This window comes from Candidatus Rhabdochlamydia oedothoracis (genome assembly GCF_019453995.1).
GTDB classification, from domain to species: domain Bacteria; phylum Chlamydiota; class Chlamydiia; order Chlamydiales; family Rhabdochlamydiaceae; genus Rhabdochlamydia; species Rhabdochlamydia oedothoracis.
The window spans coordinates 217,914-236,036 of the sequence record NZ_CP075587.1 but is presented as its reverse complement, the minus strand read 5'-3'; the positions used below and the strand labels follow the sequence as shown (position 1 = coordinate 236,036).

The 18,123-nt window shown below is 37.3% G+C and carries 17 protein-coding genes; 9 read left to right on the top strand and 8 right to left on the bottom strand.

The genetic code is table 11. From position 1 onward, the window contains the following. Positions 1-188 precede the first annotated feature (188 nt). A complete protein-coding gene (locus RHABOEDO_RS01180; RefSeq protein WP_220017670.1) occupies positions 189-926 on the bottom strand; it encodes a hypothetical protein in 738 nt (245 codons plus the stop codon). Between the two features lie 22 nt (positions 927-948). On the opposite strand from RHABOEDO_RS01180, the gene RHABOEDO_RS01175 reads away from it, so the two are divergent. The 3 genes from RHABOEDO_RS01175 to RHABOEDO_RS01165 all read left to right on the top strand — a co-directional run bounded on the left by RHABOEDO_RS01175 (position 949) and on the right by RHABOEDO_RS01165 (position 5,003). After that, on the top strand, positions 949-2,298 hold the full coding sequence (locus tag RHABOEDO_RS01175) for a glycosyltransferase (protein WP_215216382.1): 1,350 nt from the start codon (positions 949-951) through the stop codon (positions 2,296-2,298). Next, the gene (locus RHABOEDO_RS01170; protein ID WP_215216381.1) at positions 2,258-3,349 is read left to right on the top strand and encodes a radical SAM/SPASM domain-containing protein; all 1,092 of its coding nucleotides are present in this window, start codon (positions 2,258-2,260) and stop codon (positions 3,347-3,349) included. Before RHABOEDO_RS01175 ends, RHABOEDO_RS01170 begins: the two co-directional genes overlap by 41 nt. 187 nt (positions 3,350-3,536) lie before the next feature. Continuing rightward, entirely contained in the window at positions 3,537-5,003 is a 1,467-nt protein-coding gene (locus RHABOEDO_RS01165; RefSeq protein ID WP_220017669.1) for a methyltransferase, read from the top strand. Here the strand turns inward: RHABOEDO_RS01165 and RHABOEDO_RS01160 are convergent. Genes RHABOEDO_RS01160 through RHABOEDO_RS01145 form a run of 4 tightly spaced genes read right to left on the bottom strand, consistent with a single transcriptional unit; the run spans position 4,949 to position 9,036 of the window. Next, positions 4,949-5,563 (bottom strand): histidine phosphatase family protein, encoded by a 615-nt coding sequence (locus RHABOEDO_RS01160; RefSeq protein WP_215216379.1) that lies wholly within the window; start codon positions 5,561-5,563, stop codon positions 4,949-4,951. The two genes, RHABOEDO_RS01165 and RHABOEDO_RS01160, sit on opposite strands and share 55 nt — an antisense overlap. Positions 5,564-5,584: 21 nt before the next feature. Continuing rightward, positions 5,585-6,496, bottom strand: coding sequence for an NAD-dependent epimerase/dehydratase family protein (locus RHABOEDO_RS01155; RefSeq protein ID WP_220017668.1), 912 nt, complete (start codon positions 6,494-6,496; stop codon positions 5,585-5,587). Positions 6,497-6,538: 42 nt separating this feature from the next. Beyond that, positions 6,539-8,236 (bottom strand): asparagine synthase (glutamine-hydrolyzing), encoded by a 1,698-nt coding sequence (asnB, locus tag RHABOEDO_RS01150; RefSeq protein WP_245397624.1) that lies wholly within the window; start codon positions 8,234-8,236, stop codon positions 6,539-6,541. Further along, positions 8,224-9,036: a glycosyltransferase gene (locus RHABOEDO_RS01145; RefSeq protein ID WP_215216376.1), complete on the bottom strand. Its 813-nt coding sequence runs from the start codon at positions 9,034-9,036 to the stop codon at positions 8,224-8,226. Before RHABOEDO_RS01145 ends, asnB begins: the two co-directional genes overlap by 13 nt. Before the next feature lie 35 nt (positions 9,037-9,071). Here RHABOEDO_RS01145 and RHABOEDO_RS01140 point away from each other — a divergent pair, with 35 nt between their 5' ends. Further along, positions 9,072-10,697 (top strand): ABC transporter ATP-binding protein, encoded by a 1,626-nt coding sequence (locus RHABOEDO_RS01140; RefSeq protein WP_215216375.1) that lies wholly within the window; start codon positions 9,072-9,074, stop codon positions 10,695-10,697. Between the two features lie 148 nt (positions 10,698-10,845). On the opposite strand, the gene RHABOEDO_RS11370 is transcribed toward RHABOEDO_RS01140, so the two are convergent. The 3 genes from RHABOEDO_RS11370 to RHABOEDO_RS01125 all read right to left on the bottom strand — a co-directional run bounded on the left by RHABOEDO_RS11370 (position 10,846) and on the right by RHABOEDO_RS01125 (position 12,340). Further along, positions 10,846-11,061 (bottom strand): DUF4277 domain-containing protein, encoded by a 216-nt coding sequence (locus tag RHABOEDO_RS11370; RefSeq protein WP_215216374.1) that lies wholly within the window; start codon positions 11,059-11,061, stop codon positions 10,846-10,848. Positions 11,062-11,583: 522 nt separating this feature from the next. Further along, positions 11,584-11,958: an ISAs1 family transposase gene (locus RHABOEDO_RS01130; RefSeq protein WP_215216373.1), complete on the bottom strand. Its 375-nt coding sequence runs from the start codon at positions 11,956-11,958 to the stop codon at positions 11,584-11,586. A gap of 229 nt (positions 11,959-12,187) precedes the next feature. Then, on the bottom strand, positions 12,188-12,340 hold the full coding sequence (locus RHABOEDO_RS01125; RefSeq protein WP_215216372.1) for a hypothetical protein: 153 nt from the start codon (positions 12,338-12,340) through the stop codon (positions 12,188-12,190). Between the two features lie 330 nt (positions 12,341-12,670). On the opposite strand from RHABOEDO_RS01125, the gene RHABOEDO_RS01120 reads away from it, so the two are divergent. The 5 genes from RHABOEDO_RS01120 to rsgA all read left to right on the top strand — a co-directional run bounded on the left by RHABOEDO_RS01120 (position 12,671) and on the right by rsgA (position 18,123). Continuing rightward, positions 12,671-13,015 (top strand): hypothetical protein, encoded by a 345-nt coding sequence (locus RHABOEDO_RS01120; protein ID WP_215216371.1) that lies wholly within the window; start codon positions 12,671-12,673, stop codon positions 13,013-13,015. A gap of 7 nt (positions 13,016-13,022) precedes the next feature. After that, complete coding sequence (locus RHABOEDO_RS01115) at positions 13,023-14,669, top strand: hypothetical protein (RefSeq protein ID WP_215216370.1); 1,647 nt, start codon at positions 13,023-13,025, stop codon at positions 14,667-14,669. A gap of 18 nt (positions 14,670-14,687) precedes the next feature. After that, positions 14,688-15,689, top strand: a complete 1,002-nt coding sequence (locus tag RHABOEDO_RS01110; RefSeq protein ID WP_215216369.1) for a hypothetical protein — start codon at positions 14,688-14,690, stop codon at positions 15,687-15,689. Between the two features lie 570 nt (positions 15,690-16,259). Further along, on the top strand, positions 16,260-17,006 hold the full coding sequence (locus RHABOEDO_RS01105) for a TrmH family RNA methyltransferase (RefSeq protein WP_220017666.1): 747 nt from the start codon (positions 16,260-16,262) through the stop codon (positions 17,004-17,006). Beyond that, positions 16,999-18,123 (top strand): ribosome small subunit-dependent GTPase A, encoded by a 1,125-nt coding sequence (gene rsgA, locus RHABOEDO_RS01100; protein WP_215216366.1) that lies wholly within the window; start codon positions 16,999-17,001, stop codon positions 18,121-18,123. The genes RHABOEDO_RS01105 and rsgA overlap by 8 nt, the downstream gene beginning before the upstream one ends.

Sequence of the window (18,123 nt, the reverse complement as noted above, 5' to 3'; positions counted from 1 at the left end):
AACCTTTTTTAAATGTGGCTCTTTTTAATCCTGTTAATCGACGAAACTCTTCTTTCTTAAAATCCTTTAAACAATTGTATTTCATGACAAAACCGTTTAAAGTTTTAATCATTTTATAAATTATCTACAAGTTATGCAAGAGATCTATTACAAATCCCAAGCAAAATTTTACTCCCTCTAGCATAATTTTAGATTTTTTTGGCATATTTTTTTATTAGAGGTTCTAAACGCTGATAATAATCAAATGTTTTGATATGAACAAAATATGTGTTAGAAGTAACCCAATCACATTCGTTTTGTAGCCAAACATTCACAACATAATCTCCCCACCAAAACTCTTTTTTCTCCTTTATGTCTTTGGGAAGAACGGAAAGCCACATCAGTTCATCATTTGTCTCTAAAGTTGGAATATAAAAACTTTTTTCCATGGCTGAAAGCCATTTTTGACATACATAGTAGACACTACAATTAATCGTTGCATGATACCCTGGAATATAGACAAATCTAGGTGTTTGATATTTTCTGCAGAATTGAAAAAAGGGAACATCTAGAGGTTTTATATTCACTGTATCCCAATCGATCCAAATCACTTCTTGATGGTGCCGAAGCATTTGATAAACCATCCAATGTTTCATGCGGAACGCAGGTTCTTTTAATATAAAATCTGGCGCATCGTCGAATATGCAGTGCACCTTTAGCCCAAAATTTTTTAAAACACTTGCTGCGGATACATCTCCGGCTAAAAAAATCAGTCGCTCTCTGTACTCTCGATTAATATACAAAGAAGTTTGCACTTCATGCAAAATTTTTTGAGAAATTTTTTCTAAATGCCCATATTTTTTTGAAAATAATCCTGTAATCAGTACTGGATCCATATGACATTTTTGGTTTCTTAAAAAAACAATTAGAAGTATTATTGATCTCAAATATTTAGTACAAGGAAAAGAATTGAAAATTTTAAAAGTGATCCACGGGTATCCCCCATTTTATTCTGCTGGTTCGGAGGTTTATTCACAAGCCCTTTGCTGCGAGCTTGTTAAACAAAGACATGAAGTGGTTGTATTTACTCGACAAGAAAATGCCTATAAGAAAGAGTATGCAGTTGATTGGCAAGTGGACCCAATGTGTTCTGATATTAGACTGTGTTTAATTAATATGGCGCAGAGTCGAGATGGATACCGACACGCCGCTGTTGATGTAGAATTTAATAAACTATTAAGAGAATACAAACCCGATATTGTTCATATTGGCCATCTCAACCACCTTTCCACTTCCATTGTTTTGGAAGCATTCAAACAAAACGTTCCCATTATATTTACGTTGCATGATTTTTGGCTGATGTGTCCTCGTGGGCAATTTCTACAATCTACTAACTCTAAAGACGCAGATCTTTACCCTCTCTGTCACTCCCAAAAAGACAAAACATGTGCTAGAAAATGCTATTGGCGTTACTTCAGTTCTCAGGACAATCAAGAAGACATCCTGTATTGGACAGGGTGGGTGAGTAAAAGAATGCGCCATATTAAAGAAGAGATCCTACCTAGGGTTGATTTGTTTATCGCTCCCTCTCGCTATTTGATGGAACGATTTATTTATGATTTTCCAATGGACCCCTCGAAAATTATTTATTTGGATTATGGCTTTCTAAGAGACAGCCTTACAAAAAGAAAGAGAGTAGGAAATCAATCGTTTACATTTGGGTATATTGGCACGCATAAACAAGCGAAAGGCATCTTCCTTTTGCTTCAAGCGTTCTCTCAATTGAATACTAAACAAGCGCAACTTAAAATTTGGGGATCTCCCTTAGAACCTTTCACCAGCTCTTTAGAAACACTCGTCTTAAATATGTCTCCTGAGGTTCAGAAAAAGATCTTCTGGATGGGCGGATATCAAAATGGGAGAATTGTCGAAGATGTTTTTAACTATGTGGATGCGATTGTTATTCCTTCGATATGGGGCGAAAATTCTCCTCTAGTTATTCATGAAGCTTTAGAAGCAAAAATTCCGATTATCACTGCAAACTTTGGAGGAATGAAAGAATATATCCATCACGAAATCAATGGACTTTTATTTGAGCACCGCTCTTTTTCTAAACTTGCTATTCAGATGCAACGACTGATTCAAGAGCCGGAGCTTTTAGAGTCTATTACGTGCAAAGGGTATCTACAATCTGATGACGGACGCATTCCTAGCATCCAAGAGCATGTAGAGCAAGTCGAGTCTTATTATCGTTTAATCATTCAACAAAGGAGTATGAATGATGGACAAAAAACCAGGTCCTTGGAGGATCACATTTGATACTAATCCTGATGATTGCAATTTGCGTTGCATCATGTGTGAGGAGCATTCGATTTACAGCCAATGTCAAATAAAAAGAAAAGCAGAAGGACGTTCACGACGACGGATGGACATTGATTTAATGCGAAAAGTGCTTGAGGAATCCAAAGGCTCTCCTTTAAAAGAGATTATCCCTTCAACAATGGGTGAACCCCTACTCTATCGTCACTTTGAGAAGATTATTGATCTTTGCCACGAATTTAATGTGAAAATGAATTTGACCACTAATGGAACCTTTCCAAAATTTGGAGCGACTGAGTGGGCAAAAAAAATTGTCCCAATTGGATCAGATGTTAAAATTTCTTGGAATGGAGCTACAAAAGAGACCTCTGAAAAGATTATGATTGGTTCAAACTTTGAGCAAAGGGTCCAAAACGTTCGAGATTTCATTCAAGTGCGCAATGAGATCGCAGCTCAAGGAAGGAATTCATGTCGCGTAACTTTTCAATTAACTTTTATAGAAATTGGAATCGAAGAAATTCCTGAAGTAGTGAAACTTGCTGCTGCACTCGGTGTCAATCGGGTTAAGGGACACCATTTATGGATCTTTACGAAAGAAATGGAAAATCAATCCATGAGGCGAAGTAAAGAAGTGATTCAAAGGTGGAATCAAATTGTTGCCAAAGCGCATGTTGCTGCTGAAAATTTTCGATTGCCTAATGGAGAAAAAGTCTTGTTAGAAAACATTTATGCCTTAGACGAAACAGCAGAGAAAGAATTAGTGCCTCAAGGAGTGTGTCCTTTTTTAGGAAAAGAGGCCTGGGTTTCCGCAGAGGGTCTTTTCGGACCGTGCTGCGCGCCTGATAAAGAGAGAAAAAAATTAGGAAATTTTGGCTCTTTGCATCACCAGTCTATTCAAACCGTATGGCAGAGCGATGCTTATCAAAAGCTTCAAAAAAATTACCTAAACTACGACGTCTGTCAAAGTTGTAACATGCGTAAAAAACCAGAGGAGCTTTATGAAAACGGGTCAGAAGTTGAATTGGACGACCTACCAAGTCTCTCCAGATGAAACCCATCATCTGATTGGAAAAACACCTGCTTACACAAGGCGTTTTTTTCATGTCCTAAAGTTTCATTCTCCAGGAGTTGCTCCAGTTTTAGATGAAACAGGGGCTTATCATATTAATTCACTCGGAGAACCGATCTACTCGCAACGCTATACACATGCGTTTGGTTTTTATTTTGAGCGCGCGGCAGTGAGCCAACAAGGGGAGTGGTTCCATATCCTTTTAGATGGGACCCCTTTATATCCGCATTGCTATCAGTGGTGTGGAAATTTTCAAGAAGCATTCTGCGCAGTTAGAGACAATTTAGGCTTTTTTCATATTGATCTGACAGGTGAGCGCCCTTATCCTGAGCAGTATGCTTATGTTGGAGATTTTCATGATGGAACAGCCGTTGTTCAAACAGAAGAAGGAGCCCATTTTCATATCAATCCAAGGGGAAAGCCCATCCATCCTTATCGCTTTCTCGACTTAGATGTTTATCATAAAGGATTTGCTCGGGCCAAAGATTCTGAGGGATGGTTTCATATTGACCGATTAGGTCAACCGATTTATCGAGAAAAATATGCATGTATTGAGCCTTTTTACAATAAGATTGCCCGTGTGGAGACACATTGGGGAGCACTTGTATTAATTAACCAGGAGGGAAAGGTCATTCAGGAGATCCGAAAGCAAACAAAAGATCCCTTTCATCACGTTTCTAGAGATCTGGTCTCTTATTGGAAGTTATTCACTTTAAAAACAGCTCAAGATCTTAATCTCTTTGACTTGCTTCCTAGCACCCTTTCCCTGATTTCTGATCAGATCGGGTTGTCTTCTTCAACTGTTGAAAAAATTCTCCTGGCTCTCAAAGAAATGCAATATGTGAGGGAATCAAAAGAAGGGTGGAATACTACAAATACTGGACAGCTTCTGACCTCTTCCCATCCTTTTTCTCTAAAAGAGGCTCAAGAGCTTTGGATGATGGAACACTTTAATAGCTGGCATGGACTTCTTGAGGCGCTCAAAAATGGGCAATGCGCGTTTGAAAGACTCTATCAAGTTAAGTGGTTTGACTTTTTGAATCAACATCCCAAAAAGCAAGCCTTGTATCATAGAGCTCTATCTCAATATGCAAAGAGAGACTATGGAGAAATTGTAAAAAGAATCAATTGTTCAAGCTATCAATCCCTTGCTGACATTGGAGGATCAACAGGAACTGTCTTAGAAAGATTCTTAACCCAATATCAACATCTAAATGGCCATTTACTTGATTTACCCACTGTAATCGATCAAATCAAAATAGAAGAATCCGTTAGAAGAAGAATGCACCTACATCCCTGTAATTTTTTTAAACGATGGCCGGATCTAAAAGTGGATGCGGCACTGCTCTGTCGCGTGATTCATGATTGGGACAACAAAAGGGCTCTTCATATTTTAAAACAGGTGCGGACATTACTAAAAAATTCTGCCAGTCGATTATTTGTGATAGAAAGTATCTTGGATCAGGACACAGGAAAGGGTGCCCTCTTAAATCTAAACATGCTCGTAATGACAGGAGGTCAAGAGCGCACCTTTGATGCATTCCATTTTCTATTTGAAGAAGCGGGTTTTTCTGTTGAGTCTCAAGAGCCTCTTAATGAGGTCTCATCTATCTTTGTTCTTAAGCCCCTAAAGTGAGCAAAGACACCTAAGTTTTCGAAAGAAAATGTGAGTCCCTCTAAAAATGTTGGCATCATCCTTTCAGGATTTTGACTTTTAAAAATATAACAAGTCAGTAAACAAACGTGGATATCATGTGAAATCCATATTTGATTCGATTGTTTGTTTTCTAATAGTTTTCTTAACATGCGATCGCATCCAACAGTTACGGAGTAAAAACCAGGCATAGACTTTCCATCCAACAAACATTTTATAATTTCAACAAGTGGGTCGTTTTGAAACGCTTTTTCAGCAATTTTAGGATTCAAAATCATAAAACCTGGGTCTCCAAGCAATATTGATTGGTAAGTTGGAATATCGACTCCTATTCCGTTTTTTATCTCTTCTGCAGTTTGGATGCATCGCTTAATAGGACTGCTCCAAATGACCTCTACCTTAGATTGAGCGATCTGCTTTCCAAATTCTCTAGATCTTTTTTGGCCTTGCAGGGTAATAGATACTTCGTGTCCCCAGTCATTCAGGCTGAATGGAGCTCTATGTGCGTGCCTAATGAAATAATGGGTATAATTAGAAGACATCTTTGAAACAGCTTCTCTTTTTCAAGAGGATTTCAATTGATTCAGCATCTGATGGATCCCTTCTCGAAGATGGACAGAGGCTTTCCATTTTAAAATCTCTCTAGCACGAGACGTCTCTCCCGAAAACTTTGAAACGTCAAATGAGCGGGAAGGCGCTTCTATGATTTCTATATTATGAACGCTTGCTTCTTGTGCATAGAAAGCGGCTTCTTCTAAACTCACTCCAAGACCTGTCGTGAAGTGAATTGGCATAAGGGGAATAGGGCTTTTGTTTAAAATATCAATATAAGATAACATCCCTCGAACAACATCATCAATAAACGTGAAATCAAAAAGGTTTTCTCTACCATCAATCCGAATAGGTGTTCCATAAAATGCGGCCAAACAAAATGCAGGAATCACCCGATCATGATGATCGTTCACGCTTCCAAAAACATTAGAAAAGCGGACAATAGACCCTTTGAGGCCTCTTTTGACTGCATTTTTAACTGCTTGTTCTGCGGCAACTTTTGATTCTCCGTAAATATTTACAGGAGCTAAGGGGGCGGTTTCTTTTACGGGTAATCGCTCTTGCTGTCCATAAACTTCTCGACTACTCCCATAAAGGACCCAAGGCTTTAAAGGAGATTCAAGAGCCGCTTCAAGAATGTGTTTTGTCCCTTCAACATTGGTTTCCCAACAAAATTTTGGGTTTTCTTCTCCCCATATCACTCGAGAGACAGCTGCTAAATGTACAATCCCATCGACTTGAGACGCTGCATCTAAAACTCGATTATAATCTAAAATATCTCCATAATCTTCACAATTCGACTGTGCTTTAATGTCGATTCCGATCACTTTTATGCCTCGTTTTTTTAAGGCAGAGGATAATGCGGATCCAATTAATCCAGCAGATCCGGTTACTAAGAGCTTCATAAGACTTCCTTTTTTCATATAAATGAAAAGAAAGTTTATGAACTAAAGAGGTGAATTTTTTCAATAAATATTTTTTCTCCACCAACTTTCTAACACCAAAAGATTGAAAATAGCGCGAGAGTGCCCATGAGGATTCTGAGAGAGTTTTTCAAGACCTGACAAAGAAAAAAATTTTAATTCAGTTAAGACTCCAGATAATAGCCTTTCTCTCATCCAGTCTTTTAATATCCCAGAAAACCAGTTTCCTAGAGGGACCCCAAATCCTTGTTTTTTTCGATTAATAATAGCTGGAGGCACGAGTCCTTCTGCTGCTTGTCTTAGGATCCATTTTCCTCTTTTCTTGTTTTCTATAAGCTGCTTGATAGGAAGGTTCAATGCAACATGTGTGATCTCGGGCATTAAGAAAGGCGCGCGCGCCTCTAAGCCAACGTGCATTGTCGCTCTATCTAATTTAGTTAAAATGTCATCTACTAAATAATTTTGAATATCGTCAAAAGAACGTGCTCTGTATGGATGGACATTGCCAGACTTCCACTCTTTTAAAAAATCAAGACGAGGAGTTGCAACGATTGTCTGCATCTCTTTTACAAGAACAAAGTTTCTGGTCAAGAGATCCATTGAGGAGAAAACATCTGAATAACAAGCGCTTGGATGGTTAAAGAAATAACGTTCATAGCCATGGAAAAATTCATCAGCCCCATCTCCAGTTAACACAACATCGACATCTTCCTTAGCACGTTTAGCCAAACAAAAGGTCGGAACCATGGATTCATCTGCAAAGGGTTCTCCATAGCAAGAAACAATTGTATCGAAATGCTTAGCCAAAAATCTCTCGTCGCACTTAATGAGAATGTGTTTTAATCCAAGCTTTTTACAAAGGGTCGTGCTGTATTTTTTTTCAGAATAGGTTTTGTCTTCAAAATCAATTGAATATACAGGAAACGTTGGAATGCATTTCTGCAGATAAGTGACAACAAGTGAAGAATCAATCCCTCCACTTAAGAAAGCGCCAATCGGCTGATCTGAAACGCTACATTGTTTGACACAAGACCCAATGAGGTCTCTTAATTCATCCACTTCTCGGTGTTTGACTTCTAAATGTGGGGAATAATAACGCTTTAATTCAAAGGTCTTGTGATGCCATTTCAAGTAATAGCCAGGTTTTAACTGAAGCACATCTTTCCATCCGGAACAAGGGGTTGGAACATAACTCCATTTTAAAAAAGCAAGAATATTAGGGAGGCTCACCTCCCAACTTAAATCTTTCCAAGGCTTAAGCCCAGTTAGTTCTGAAGCAAATACCAGCCCATGAGAAATTTTTGCATAGTATAGAGGTTTTTCTCCCCAGCGATCGCGAACCAAGAAGAGCGTTGCTTTTGGTTCATCCCAAATGGCAAACGCAAACATTCCAGCAAGCTCTTTGAAAATTGCGGATCCGTATTGAATATACCCCTTTAAAATCACTTCAGTATCTGAATCGGTTTTCCATTGATTGCAATGTATCTTATTGCGCAGAGTTTCCGTGTTATAAATCTCGCCGTTAAAAACAATCCAAACTTTATTGCTTGTCATCGGCTGCTTTCCTAAAGGAAGCCCCCGAATCGAAAGCCTTGTACTTCCTAATGCAATCCCTGGGCCAATAAAATATCCCTGATCATCTGGCCCTCTATGATGAAGATTTTGACACACTTGCTTGATGATCTCTTTGAGCTCCCTTTGTGAGTCGTCAATGCCGACAGCACCACCTATTCCACACATTCTTTGCAAGCTCCATCTAAATACCATTTCAAAAGAGCGCGATCTAATGGTTGAAAGGGTTTTTGGAAAAATCGGATAAACTCTAAGTCTTCAAATTGACTTTTTTTATCATGACAATGGACGTTTCCTGGATGCAATCGATAGACGTAAATCGGAGTTTCAATAAAGACGACATGCTTTTTTTCACCGAGTAATTCTAACATTGGAAAAACAAACGCACTATCTCCCGAAGCTCGGATGGGGTCTCCATTGGGGCGATTAAAAACCACAGGATCAATGAAATCCCAAAGCCAACGCCTAAAAGTGCGCAAGTGAAAACAGCGAAACCCATCTTGTCGAAAGCTCAGGTTGCGCCAGACTTCATCCGAGTACTCTGTATTGACTCCCTGTTTATCCAAAAAGTAAGGTGATTGAAGATCTTGATAGGGACGAAAGTCAATAAGCACGTTCCCATATGTCATTGCAATATTAGGATTTTGATAGGCCTTAGCAACGTGAAAAAGCGCATCGCCGAGTAAATAATCATCACCGTCCACTAAACACACAATCGCGTTTGGATGATCGATTTCAGAGATCCCTTTTGCAATGGCCCTTATTTGAAAATGACGCTTTTCTAAAAATAACACGCGTTCATGCATGATCTGCATCAGTGCTTTTCTATCATGAGTGGAGTATCCTGAGGCATCATCGACATAAAGCCAATCATATGAAAAATTTCCTTTCTGGCCTAAAATAGAATATATACACCGCTTAGCAAATTGGATAGATTGTCTTCCTGTGATAAGAAACAAAAAATGCATACAAAACTTTCTATTAAAATAAAATTTTATACATTATGAAAAAAACGCTTATTCATTCAGTTTTAAAGAATTATCAACTAAAAATTTTAGCAATTGGATTCCTAGGGATATTTTGGTCTCTTAGAGATATTGCCACCCCTTATATTGTAAAAACCATTTTGGATTCAACAAGTCATTTAAATGCGCAAGAGATTTCAGAATGCGTTTTTAGATCATTACTGACCATCATTTTTATTTGGGTTCTCATGGAAGTTTGCATGAGAATCCAAGGAAGGCTGCTTCTCAGAACAATTCCTGATATTCGCAAAGAACTCTGTGAAAAATTGTTCAAACGAGTCAAAGCATACTCTTATTCGTTTTTTTTAGAAAATGTAACAGGAACTCTTTCAGATAAAATTCATGGAGCTACACAAGGAATCGAAGCCCTTCTATCCATTTGTCTTTCATCATTCATCCCCATTCTTTCTCATATGGCGTTTTCCCTTATGATTACAGTAACAATCAACCTCAAACTTTTCTTTCTTTTCCTTGTGTGGATGCTCTTACACTTAGGAATCACTTGGAAGATGGGAATGAGGTCTTTAGAAAAAGTTGAGCATCTTGCGTCTGTTAGGTCTCATCTGCATGGGAAGATTGTGGATAGTTTCTTTAACATTTTTACGATCAAAATATTTTGTAGGGAAACCGACGAAGATCAATATTTTAATAAATATTTGAATGAAGAACTTGTCGCTGCGCAAAATGTTCAAAAGTACTTAGAAAAAATCCGTCTTATTCTTGGCTTATCAACCATTTTCATGCTGATCATTACATTGTTAATTACTTATTTTCAGTGGAAAACAAGCACAATTTCTAATGGGTCTCTTGTACTTATTATCATGATTTTACTCAACTTAACGAGTTTTCTTTGGTACTTGAGTATGGAATTGATTCGATTTAATGAAGAATTTGGACGGGTCAAAGAAAATATGGATGTCCTTTTCTCAGGAGTGCTCGAGCAACAAAATTCGTCAAAGATCGCTCAACCTATGGGAAACATTGAGGTCCAAAACCTATGCTATGCTTATGACAAGCCGTTATTCAATCATCTCAGTTTTTCTATAAGGTCTGGAAAAAAAGTAGCACTGACAGGATTTTCAGGATCAGGAAAAACGACCTTTATTCATCTTCTCCTTTCTCATCTTTCCCTTCAAAAGGGACAGATCTTTTTAGATGGAGTTGACATCCAAACGCTTTCCCCAAATAGTCTCCGTCAGTACTTTTCTGTTGCTGCTCAACACCCGACTCTTCTTAATCGCTCAGTAAGAGATAACATTCAATACGGCAATCTGAGCGCAACAGAAGATGAAATCATCTGTGCAGCTAAAATTGCCAATTGCCATGACTTTATATTAAAACTTAGCAAAGGCTATGACACAATTGTTGGAGAAAGAGGTGACAGACTTTCCGGAGGACAAAAGCAAAGAATTGCAATTGCAAGAGCGCTCATTAAAAAAAGTCCTGTTTTAATTCTAGATGAACCAACATCTAGCCTTGATCATGAAACCGCTATATTAACATTAAAAAACATTCTAAACTCCATACAGTCCCGTACCCTCATTGTCATCACTCACAATAAGGAAATCGCCTTACTAATGGATGAAATGATTGCAATCTCTTGAAGAGTATGATTCATGTAGGTTATAATCATGTAATTTTACATTTCATCGCACAGAAAAATTCAAAAAAAGAGCGCTTAATAGCTTCTTCCAAGATTAAACAGAATTTTAAATTTTCTCTAACTATTCTCTTAAAATTAGCGAAAAAGCTTTAATATTGATGAGCTAAATACAATGTTCTATTCGTAAAGCCCAGACCATTGATGATCATAGCTACCGCTGCTATTCCTGGACTAACTTTCCTTTGAGGGCCTGATGGCAGACGATTGTCAATCCTTGTTTGGAATGTATTCAGAAACTTCTCAAAATCGGCTTTACAAGGAGCAAGAAACAGAGCTGCGGAAAAATTAAGAGAATGGCAGAGCAACTTGTTGCATCAGGAACTTTAAGCTTTTTTTAAAGGGCACGGGCATAGGACAGTTTTATAATTTATGCTTTTCTAAATGAATTGCGCTTTTGCAGAGATTTTAAACTATGTATGGCGGAATTGATACATTGCTTGCATTTGAATTGCCGTCTCTCCAAACAAGCAAATGACTTTCTTCTGCAATATTATCGAGAGCACAGCCTAGCGCATGATCGGTAATATCTTTGGCCTTAAGACCAAATCTTGGGAGCCTTATCTATTGGCTTGGATGCAAAAAATTGATGAGCTAAATACAATAGATCTCTTGCATAACCAATAAGCAATCTAAAATTTTAAAGTATTTTAATCCAGGAGATATGATTGTTTGAGCGATATAGCTGGAAATGCTTTTGTTAAGATTAGGAATCTATAAATGAAAGCTTTAAAATAAGGGGTTATGCAAGAAATCTAATGTTCTATTCGTAAAGCCCAGACCATTGACGATCATAGCCACTGCTTTTAAGTCCTGACAAATGGCAGCCACTAAGCCATAATGATCCATTTTTGTAAAAGATTCAAAGTAGCCCATCGAACTATAGATAGATTTTCAGCTCCATTTCCTTTTCTAACACGACTTAAATCCTCTCGGAAATTAACATCAAGTTGCCAACGCAATTTGTTTTCGATGCTCCATTGATTACGCACTTCCTTTGCAAGACGTTCTGCATTAGCAGGTAGACTTGAAATAAAATACCGAATTTCACAGCTATTCTTCTCTTGCGATTTCTTCTGTACTTTTACGCATATCAAGCTATGCAGCTTCTTCCAAATCTGACGCTGAGGTAACCAATCTAATTTCTCAGTCGCCCATACTTCTCTTATCTCACTACGTCCTCGAGTACCCAGGGTACAGGACATTAAAAGAGTAATTTGAATTTTTCTGGAAATTGTCCATTCCTTATTTTCCGCAGCCCTTTAAGTTTTTAGGATGTTTGAGTACGGTTTGACAACTAGAACATTCATTAACCTAATTTTTGATTTATAGGCGTCAAACCGTACTCAAACACCCTAAAAACTTAAAAATCTACTAATACAATTTCCCTAATAAAGGACTATCGATCCTGTATATCGAGAGAAGATTTTAAAATTACTCTTTTAATGTCCTGTGCCCTGCTCGAGTACCTTTTTCAGACCGCCAATAATCACAGCTAGCTTCTTCCGGTATAACGTCCTGTGCTTGTTCAAAAAAGTTATGAGCTTCTGCATGTAAGTGGTCTTGATTGCCTTTTTTATCTCTCAATTATCAAGCAAAATCTTCATACGTTGGCCCTGGCTAGGAGGTAGGAATTGTAGGTATTAAAGTCTACTCACATAATTAAATTAATTATGCTTTTTAAACTATTTTGTTTTTTTTGATAAAATTATCGAAAGCAGATTTATTAGAAGATTAAAGATTTTTGATCAAAGAAAAGAAATTAAATGAAGCTTCCTTGAGTTAGCTTAGCTTTTCTGTTTTTTTTAGTCTTAAGGTATCCTTGAGCTCGATTTTTAAGATTTCTTATAGTTTTTTTTTACTTTCTGTTAAAATACATCTTTTTAATCAGACTAAGTCTAAACTTAGGAGTTTTATATGACACTACCAATAAGAAAAGGGAAAACCATAGTGACAAGAGATGCTGCATTTGAAGCCCTAAAAGGACAAATCAATGAGCAGGCGCATAAATGTACAGCTCCTGTAAAAGCTGCTTTAGGAGAGCGTTCAGATGCATTTATTAAAAGATCAAATGACGCTAGCAAAAGCTTTTCCGCAAAAGTTCTTCCTAACCCAGTTGCACATATTGCCGAAGAATCAATTAACACTGCTGAGCCTATTAGCCAAAAAGCAGCTCAAGTAGTGATTAATACAGGTATTAATCTAACAACAAACAAGTTGGTGAATAAAACTGTTGATTGGGCAACGAAACATAAAAACTAAACTCCTTATGAGCATTACTTCTTTAAATCAACTTTCTGATTTCTATCAACAGCCTTTGCTGCCTCTTGTTAGGGCAGAAGATCCAGAAAGAATCGTTTCTCAAAAAACGATTCATCAGTGGAATGTAAATGAGTGCGTGGTCTATTTAATTAAAGAGCATAACTCTTTAAAGTATAAAACAATTGATGGAAATAAAAAAGAGATCTACTGCAATGATATTGACCTTCCAGAAGAAGAGGATCTAGAGCAGGAGATCTCTTACCTCAAGACATGCAAGGTTATGGTGGAAGAGAATGGTGCTGCAAGATTTTATAACACCTACCACACTTGGAGAATCCCTAGTAGAGAATTTGATAAGGCTGAAGAAGCAATCCATACACCTGAAAATGATTTCATAAAATCATTTTCTAACTACCAGTCATGGGAATACGATCCCACTACAGAGCTTATCCTGAATCGTGGAACGGAAGACTTAGTTTGGAATGTATTCAGAAACTTCTCAAAAAAAGATACTTCTTTGCAAGAAGTCACAGTTCCTTCTTCACGATGTCATCCCGGAACGGTTGCTCTCGTTAATAAAATAAAAAAAGAAGCTTTTAATAACCCACAACACATACTTTGTTTAATAAGAGATTTTAAAGTAAGGGTTATTAATTCTGAACTTTTCCAAAAAGAATTAGCTGTAGAAAAAAATAATCTAGCAATAGAAGCTTCTTCTGATAGGCTCGATCAAGAATCATTCCTTATCAAAAACGAAAAAATAGTGTATTCAGTTGCTTCTGGTGCGATGTATTTATCGAAAAAAGTAATTGTTGCTACAGCTAATTCGGTAAGCAAGTTTTGTGGCAATGGTATTTTGGGAACCATGGCTGGAGCCTATTTAGGGTTTTTAACAGGAACGGTGATTGCTGGAGTTAGCACAGGTATAGTCCTTAGGAGTGCTCAGACAGTTACTTCTCGTTTCTTTCCTTATTCTCTTCCAGATTTTCTGCATAAAAAGCAAAAATCTCTGGAAGAAAGAGCTTCTCTTGTTTCTGTAGAAAGACCTTTGTTTATTGAAATTGAACCAATTAGTGAACCCATTGTAATTGATCCTAGAGTGCGTGTTAGTAAATTTACTTGGGCTGTAACAGTTATTACAACTGAAGGGGTTTCTAGGAGTCATGCTGCAATTGTGATAGAAGGGATTAATGATGGCTTTTTTAATAGAGAGGCCTGTCTAAGTACTAGTACAGAGATAGACGTTGGAGAAAAATTTATTTATCTAGCAGAGTTCAATCCTCCTGTAGAGGCTCATCTTCTTTCTTTGAGTCAGTTAGAATACGAAAAAAGAACCGAGATTTGGATGAGAACTAGTGATAAGGTCCAAGAGATAATACGAGATATTGGAAAGGAAGTGTTAAAGGAAACCCCTCGCCAGTTTAATATACGAGGGAAAAATGCATTACTTCCCAATATCACTTATACAAAAAAGAAATGGGTCGCCTTTTTTGAGTTACCAGGTGATAATTGCTATACCTTTACTAAAGATCATGCCAAAAAATTAGATATTGATCCAGGCTCAAGCTCGGCTGACTTTATAGCAGCAATAGCAAGACTTTATACTAAGGATCCAGCAAGCTATAAAGCCTTCCCCGTTCAACAAACCATTTAACACAAAAAGGGTTATACTATGTCTGCACCTATCTCTCATTCAGAACATCTGGATTACCGGATTCGTAATCAAATATTTAATTATACAGAAAAAATGATAGAACATACGCAATCGTTTCGTTCTGCAGCCTTTTTTTCTATAGAAACCTCTAGCTTAATTTCTTTCATGCTGCAGGTTTTTTCTATAGGAGAATTAACTATTCGCGGACTTGGGCTTATCGGTTCTTCCGATCGTCAACTCGGAAAAGCTATGCTGAAAAAAGCATCTATAAAGACCTTAGGAATACCTTTGGATGTGCTAAACTTAATAATTGGACCTTTTGTCATAGCTTTTGATTCAAACCCCAAGTTTCATATATTATATGGGAAAGAATATACTAAAGTAGATCTTGACCATGCAGAACGAGGAACCATTGACAATGAAGATCATCAACGGGAATCTCAAGAAGCCTTTGGTAGGGCAAAGAAAGTAAAAAGTAGGAGAGAATCTACGGCCCCAGATTATCAAATAAGAAATAATCCTACATCCATCTCTCATTCAGAAAGATTAGATTATCACATTCAGCATCAAATATTCAATTATATAAATGAAATAACAGAACCTGGACAAAGACTTCGTCCTCCAGCGTTTCTTGCTTTAGGAGTATCCAATACTACATTTTTCATCTTGCGAGTCTTTGCTGTGGGAGAATTGACCATTCGGGGCCTTGGGCTCATTTATTCCTCTGATCGTCCACTCGGAAAAGCTATGCTAAAGAGAGTTCCTATACAATTTTTGCAAGCAACTGCGGGTTTAGCTGCTTCAACAATAGTCAACTCTTATCGCATTATTAAAGAACCCAAGGGCTATATACTTAATAATCTAGAACAAACCCAAATAGACATACAGCATGCAGAGACCGGCACATTTGATAGAGAAAACTACCAATCGGCTTTACAAGCAGCAAGAAACAGAGCTGCGGAAAAATTAAGAGAATGGCAGAGCAACTTGTTGCATCATGAACTTAATCGATACATCTAATCCAATATAATGCTTCATGGGTTACTCCTCATTTTTTTGCTCTTTAACGAGCGGTTTTGAGATTTAAAAAAATCTTGTTTATATTGGAGAGTTTAACCTACTCCGTCTAAGGAGCAACCCATTTTTTGTGTGCAATTATGGCATGTATATCATCAAAAGTTGGCAAAAAAAACCAAAAGGTTTTAGAATTAATCCACTCCATCCCACTTTGGGACTAAACATGGTTAAGAGCTCAAAATGAGATATATTTCCACACCTTACATCAAAATTTAACAACCGGATCTCGTTACATAAATTAATGATCTGATCTAAACTTGTATTTTCAATCTTACTTTTTTTGAGCATCCCTTTATAATAGGAAACATCTAAAACATTCTTTAATCCTTCTTTAGCTAAAGGAGGGTATCTTAAAGTAAAAAACAGAACTTTTAAGCGCCGTATGTTTTTTTTAAGAGCATTACATCCACAAAGAGAACCTCTTTTTTGTAAAAAGTTTAAGAATAAATACAATTGCTATTGCTGGGCAATCTATTTTCTGACAAAATGGGCTTGTTCGAAACAAATATTCTCATGAGCTACCTTTCCAGTCTACAACATCCTCTTATCAAACACTTAGTTAAATTGCGACGAAATCGCGCATATCGCTATGAACAAAAAACGGTCTTAATCAGTGGAATAAAGTTGATTCGCGAATTATCTCAAAAATTTTTTTTTAAAAATATTCTGATCGAAAAAACATACCGACCTCTTTTTTCCTATAAAGCACAACAAATCCATACCACTTCTTTAGCTATCCTAGAAAAAATTACAGGTCTTGAAGCTCCTGAGCCCATTGCAGCTGAGATCTATATGCCTACCTTTCAAGATGTAAAGTCTAGTAAGCGCTTACTGATCTTGGATAGAGTGGTAGATCCTGGGAACCTAGGAACTCTTTTACGCACCGCTTTAGCATTTGATTGGGATGTATTTTTATTAGAGGGATGCGTAGATTTATATAATGATAAAGCACTGCGTGCTGCTAAGGGCGCAACTTTTTTTTTAAACCTAACTCAAGGAGACCTTATCAATCTACAGAGCCTACTACAAAAAGGGGGGTTTTCTATCTATGCAGCTGATGCTAAAGGGGATAAAATCCAAAAAAACTTACCAGAAAAACCCATCGCTTTAGCTTTGGGAAATGAATCCCACGGACTGAGTCCTTTTATCATGCAACACGCTAAAAAAATAGCCATCCCCGTTAAAAAACCCGTTGAATCTCTGAACGTGGCAATTGCTGGAGCTATTTTCATGTATCTGTACAGGGCCAAGAATGAGTAAGCAAGATCACTTTCTCCATTGGGAGGAGCAATATTGGAATGCAGATAGAAAGGCTTCGCGCAAACAAAGAAAAACCGCAGAAAAAAAAGACCGATCTAAATTTAAAAAAAGCAATCAGGACCAACTGCTCAAACAAAGTAAAAAGCTTATTAATGCAACAGATATACAAGGTAGAGTTCTCACTATTGCAGCAGATGGAATTACGGTTTTTGCAAATGAATATTCCTACCTTTGTTCTTTAAAAGGCGCTCTTAAACAAGAGCGTGACCTTATGAAAAACCTCATAGCGGTTGGAGATCTTGTATCTATGCAAATCATCGATGAAACTCATGCTGTGATTACTCAAATAATCCCCCGTAGCTCTATTCTGTCTAGAGCAGATAACCTCTCTCGCAATAAGCAACAATTGATTGCCACCAATGTAGACCAAGTTTTTATTACAGCTTCTGTTTGTAGTCCTAGATTAAAACCTCTACTTATCGATCGCTATATTATAGCCGCACAAAAAGGAAATATTCGTCCGATTATTCTCATCAATAAAGTAGATTTATTAGATAATCCTCCTAATAGACTTTCTTGGGAAGCTATTGAAGAGGAAAAGAGATTATATGAAGAGTTTGTTCATACCTATAAATCGCTTCATTTCATCGTAATTCCTATGAGTGTTACCACTCAAGAAGGCATCGATGCATTAAAAACACAAATGCACAATAAAACATCGGTATTTTCTGGACAATCTGGAGTAGGTAAATCCTCTTTGATTAATTTGGCTACAGGCCTTTGCTTTGCAACAAGGAAAGTGGTAAAACGCACAGGCAAAGGCTCACATACGACAACACAAGCTCGCATGATCCCCTTAGAAGGAGGGGGATATTGTATTGATACCCCTGGTATTCAGAGTTTTGGAATCTGGGATGTAGATAAAAAAACACTATCTTCTTACTTTTCTGAAATCTTTACCATTTCCTCAGAATGTCAATTTCCCAATTGCACCCATCAAGAAGAACCTAATTGTGCAGTAAAAAAAGCAGTAGAGATAGGAAAAATTTCGAACTTGCGCTTTGCCTCTTATTGCGCTTTAATGTCTTCTCTATTTAAAAAACATCAAAATCGTTAA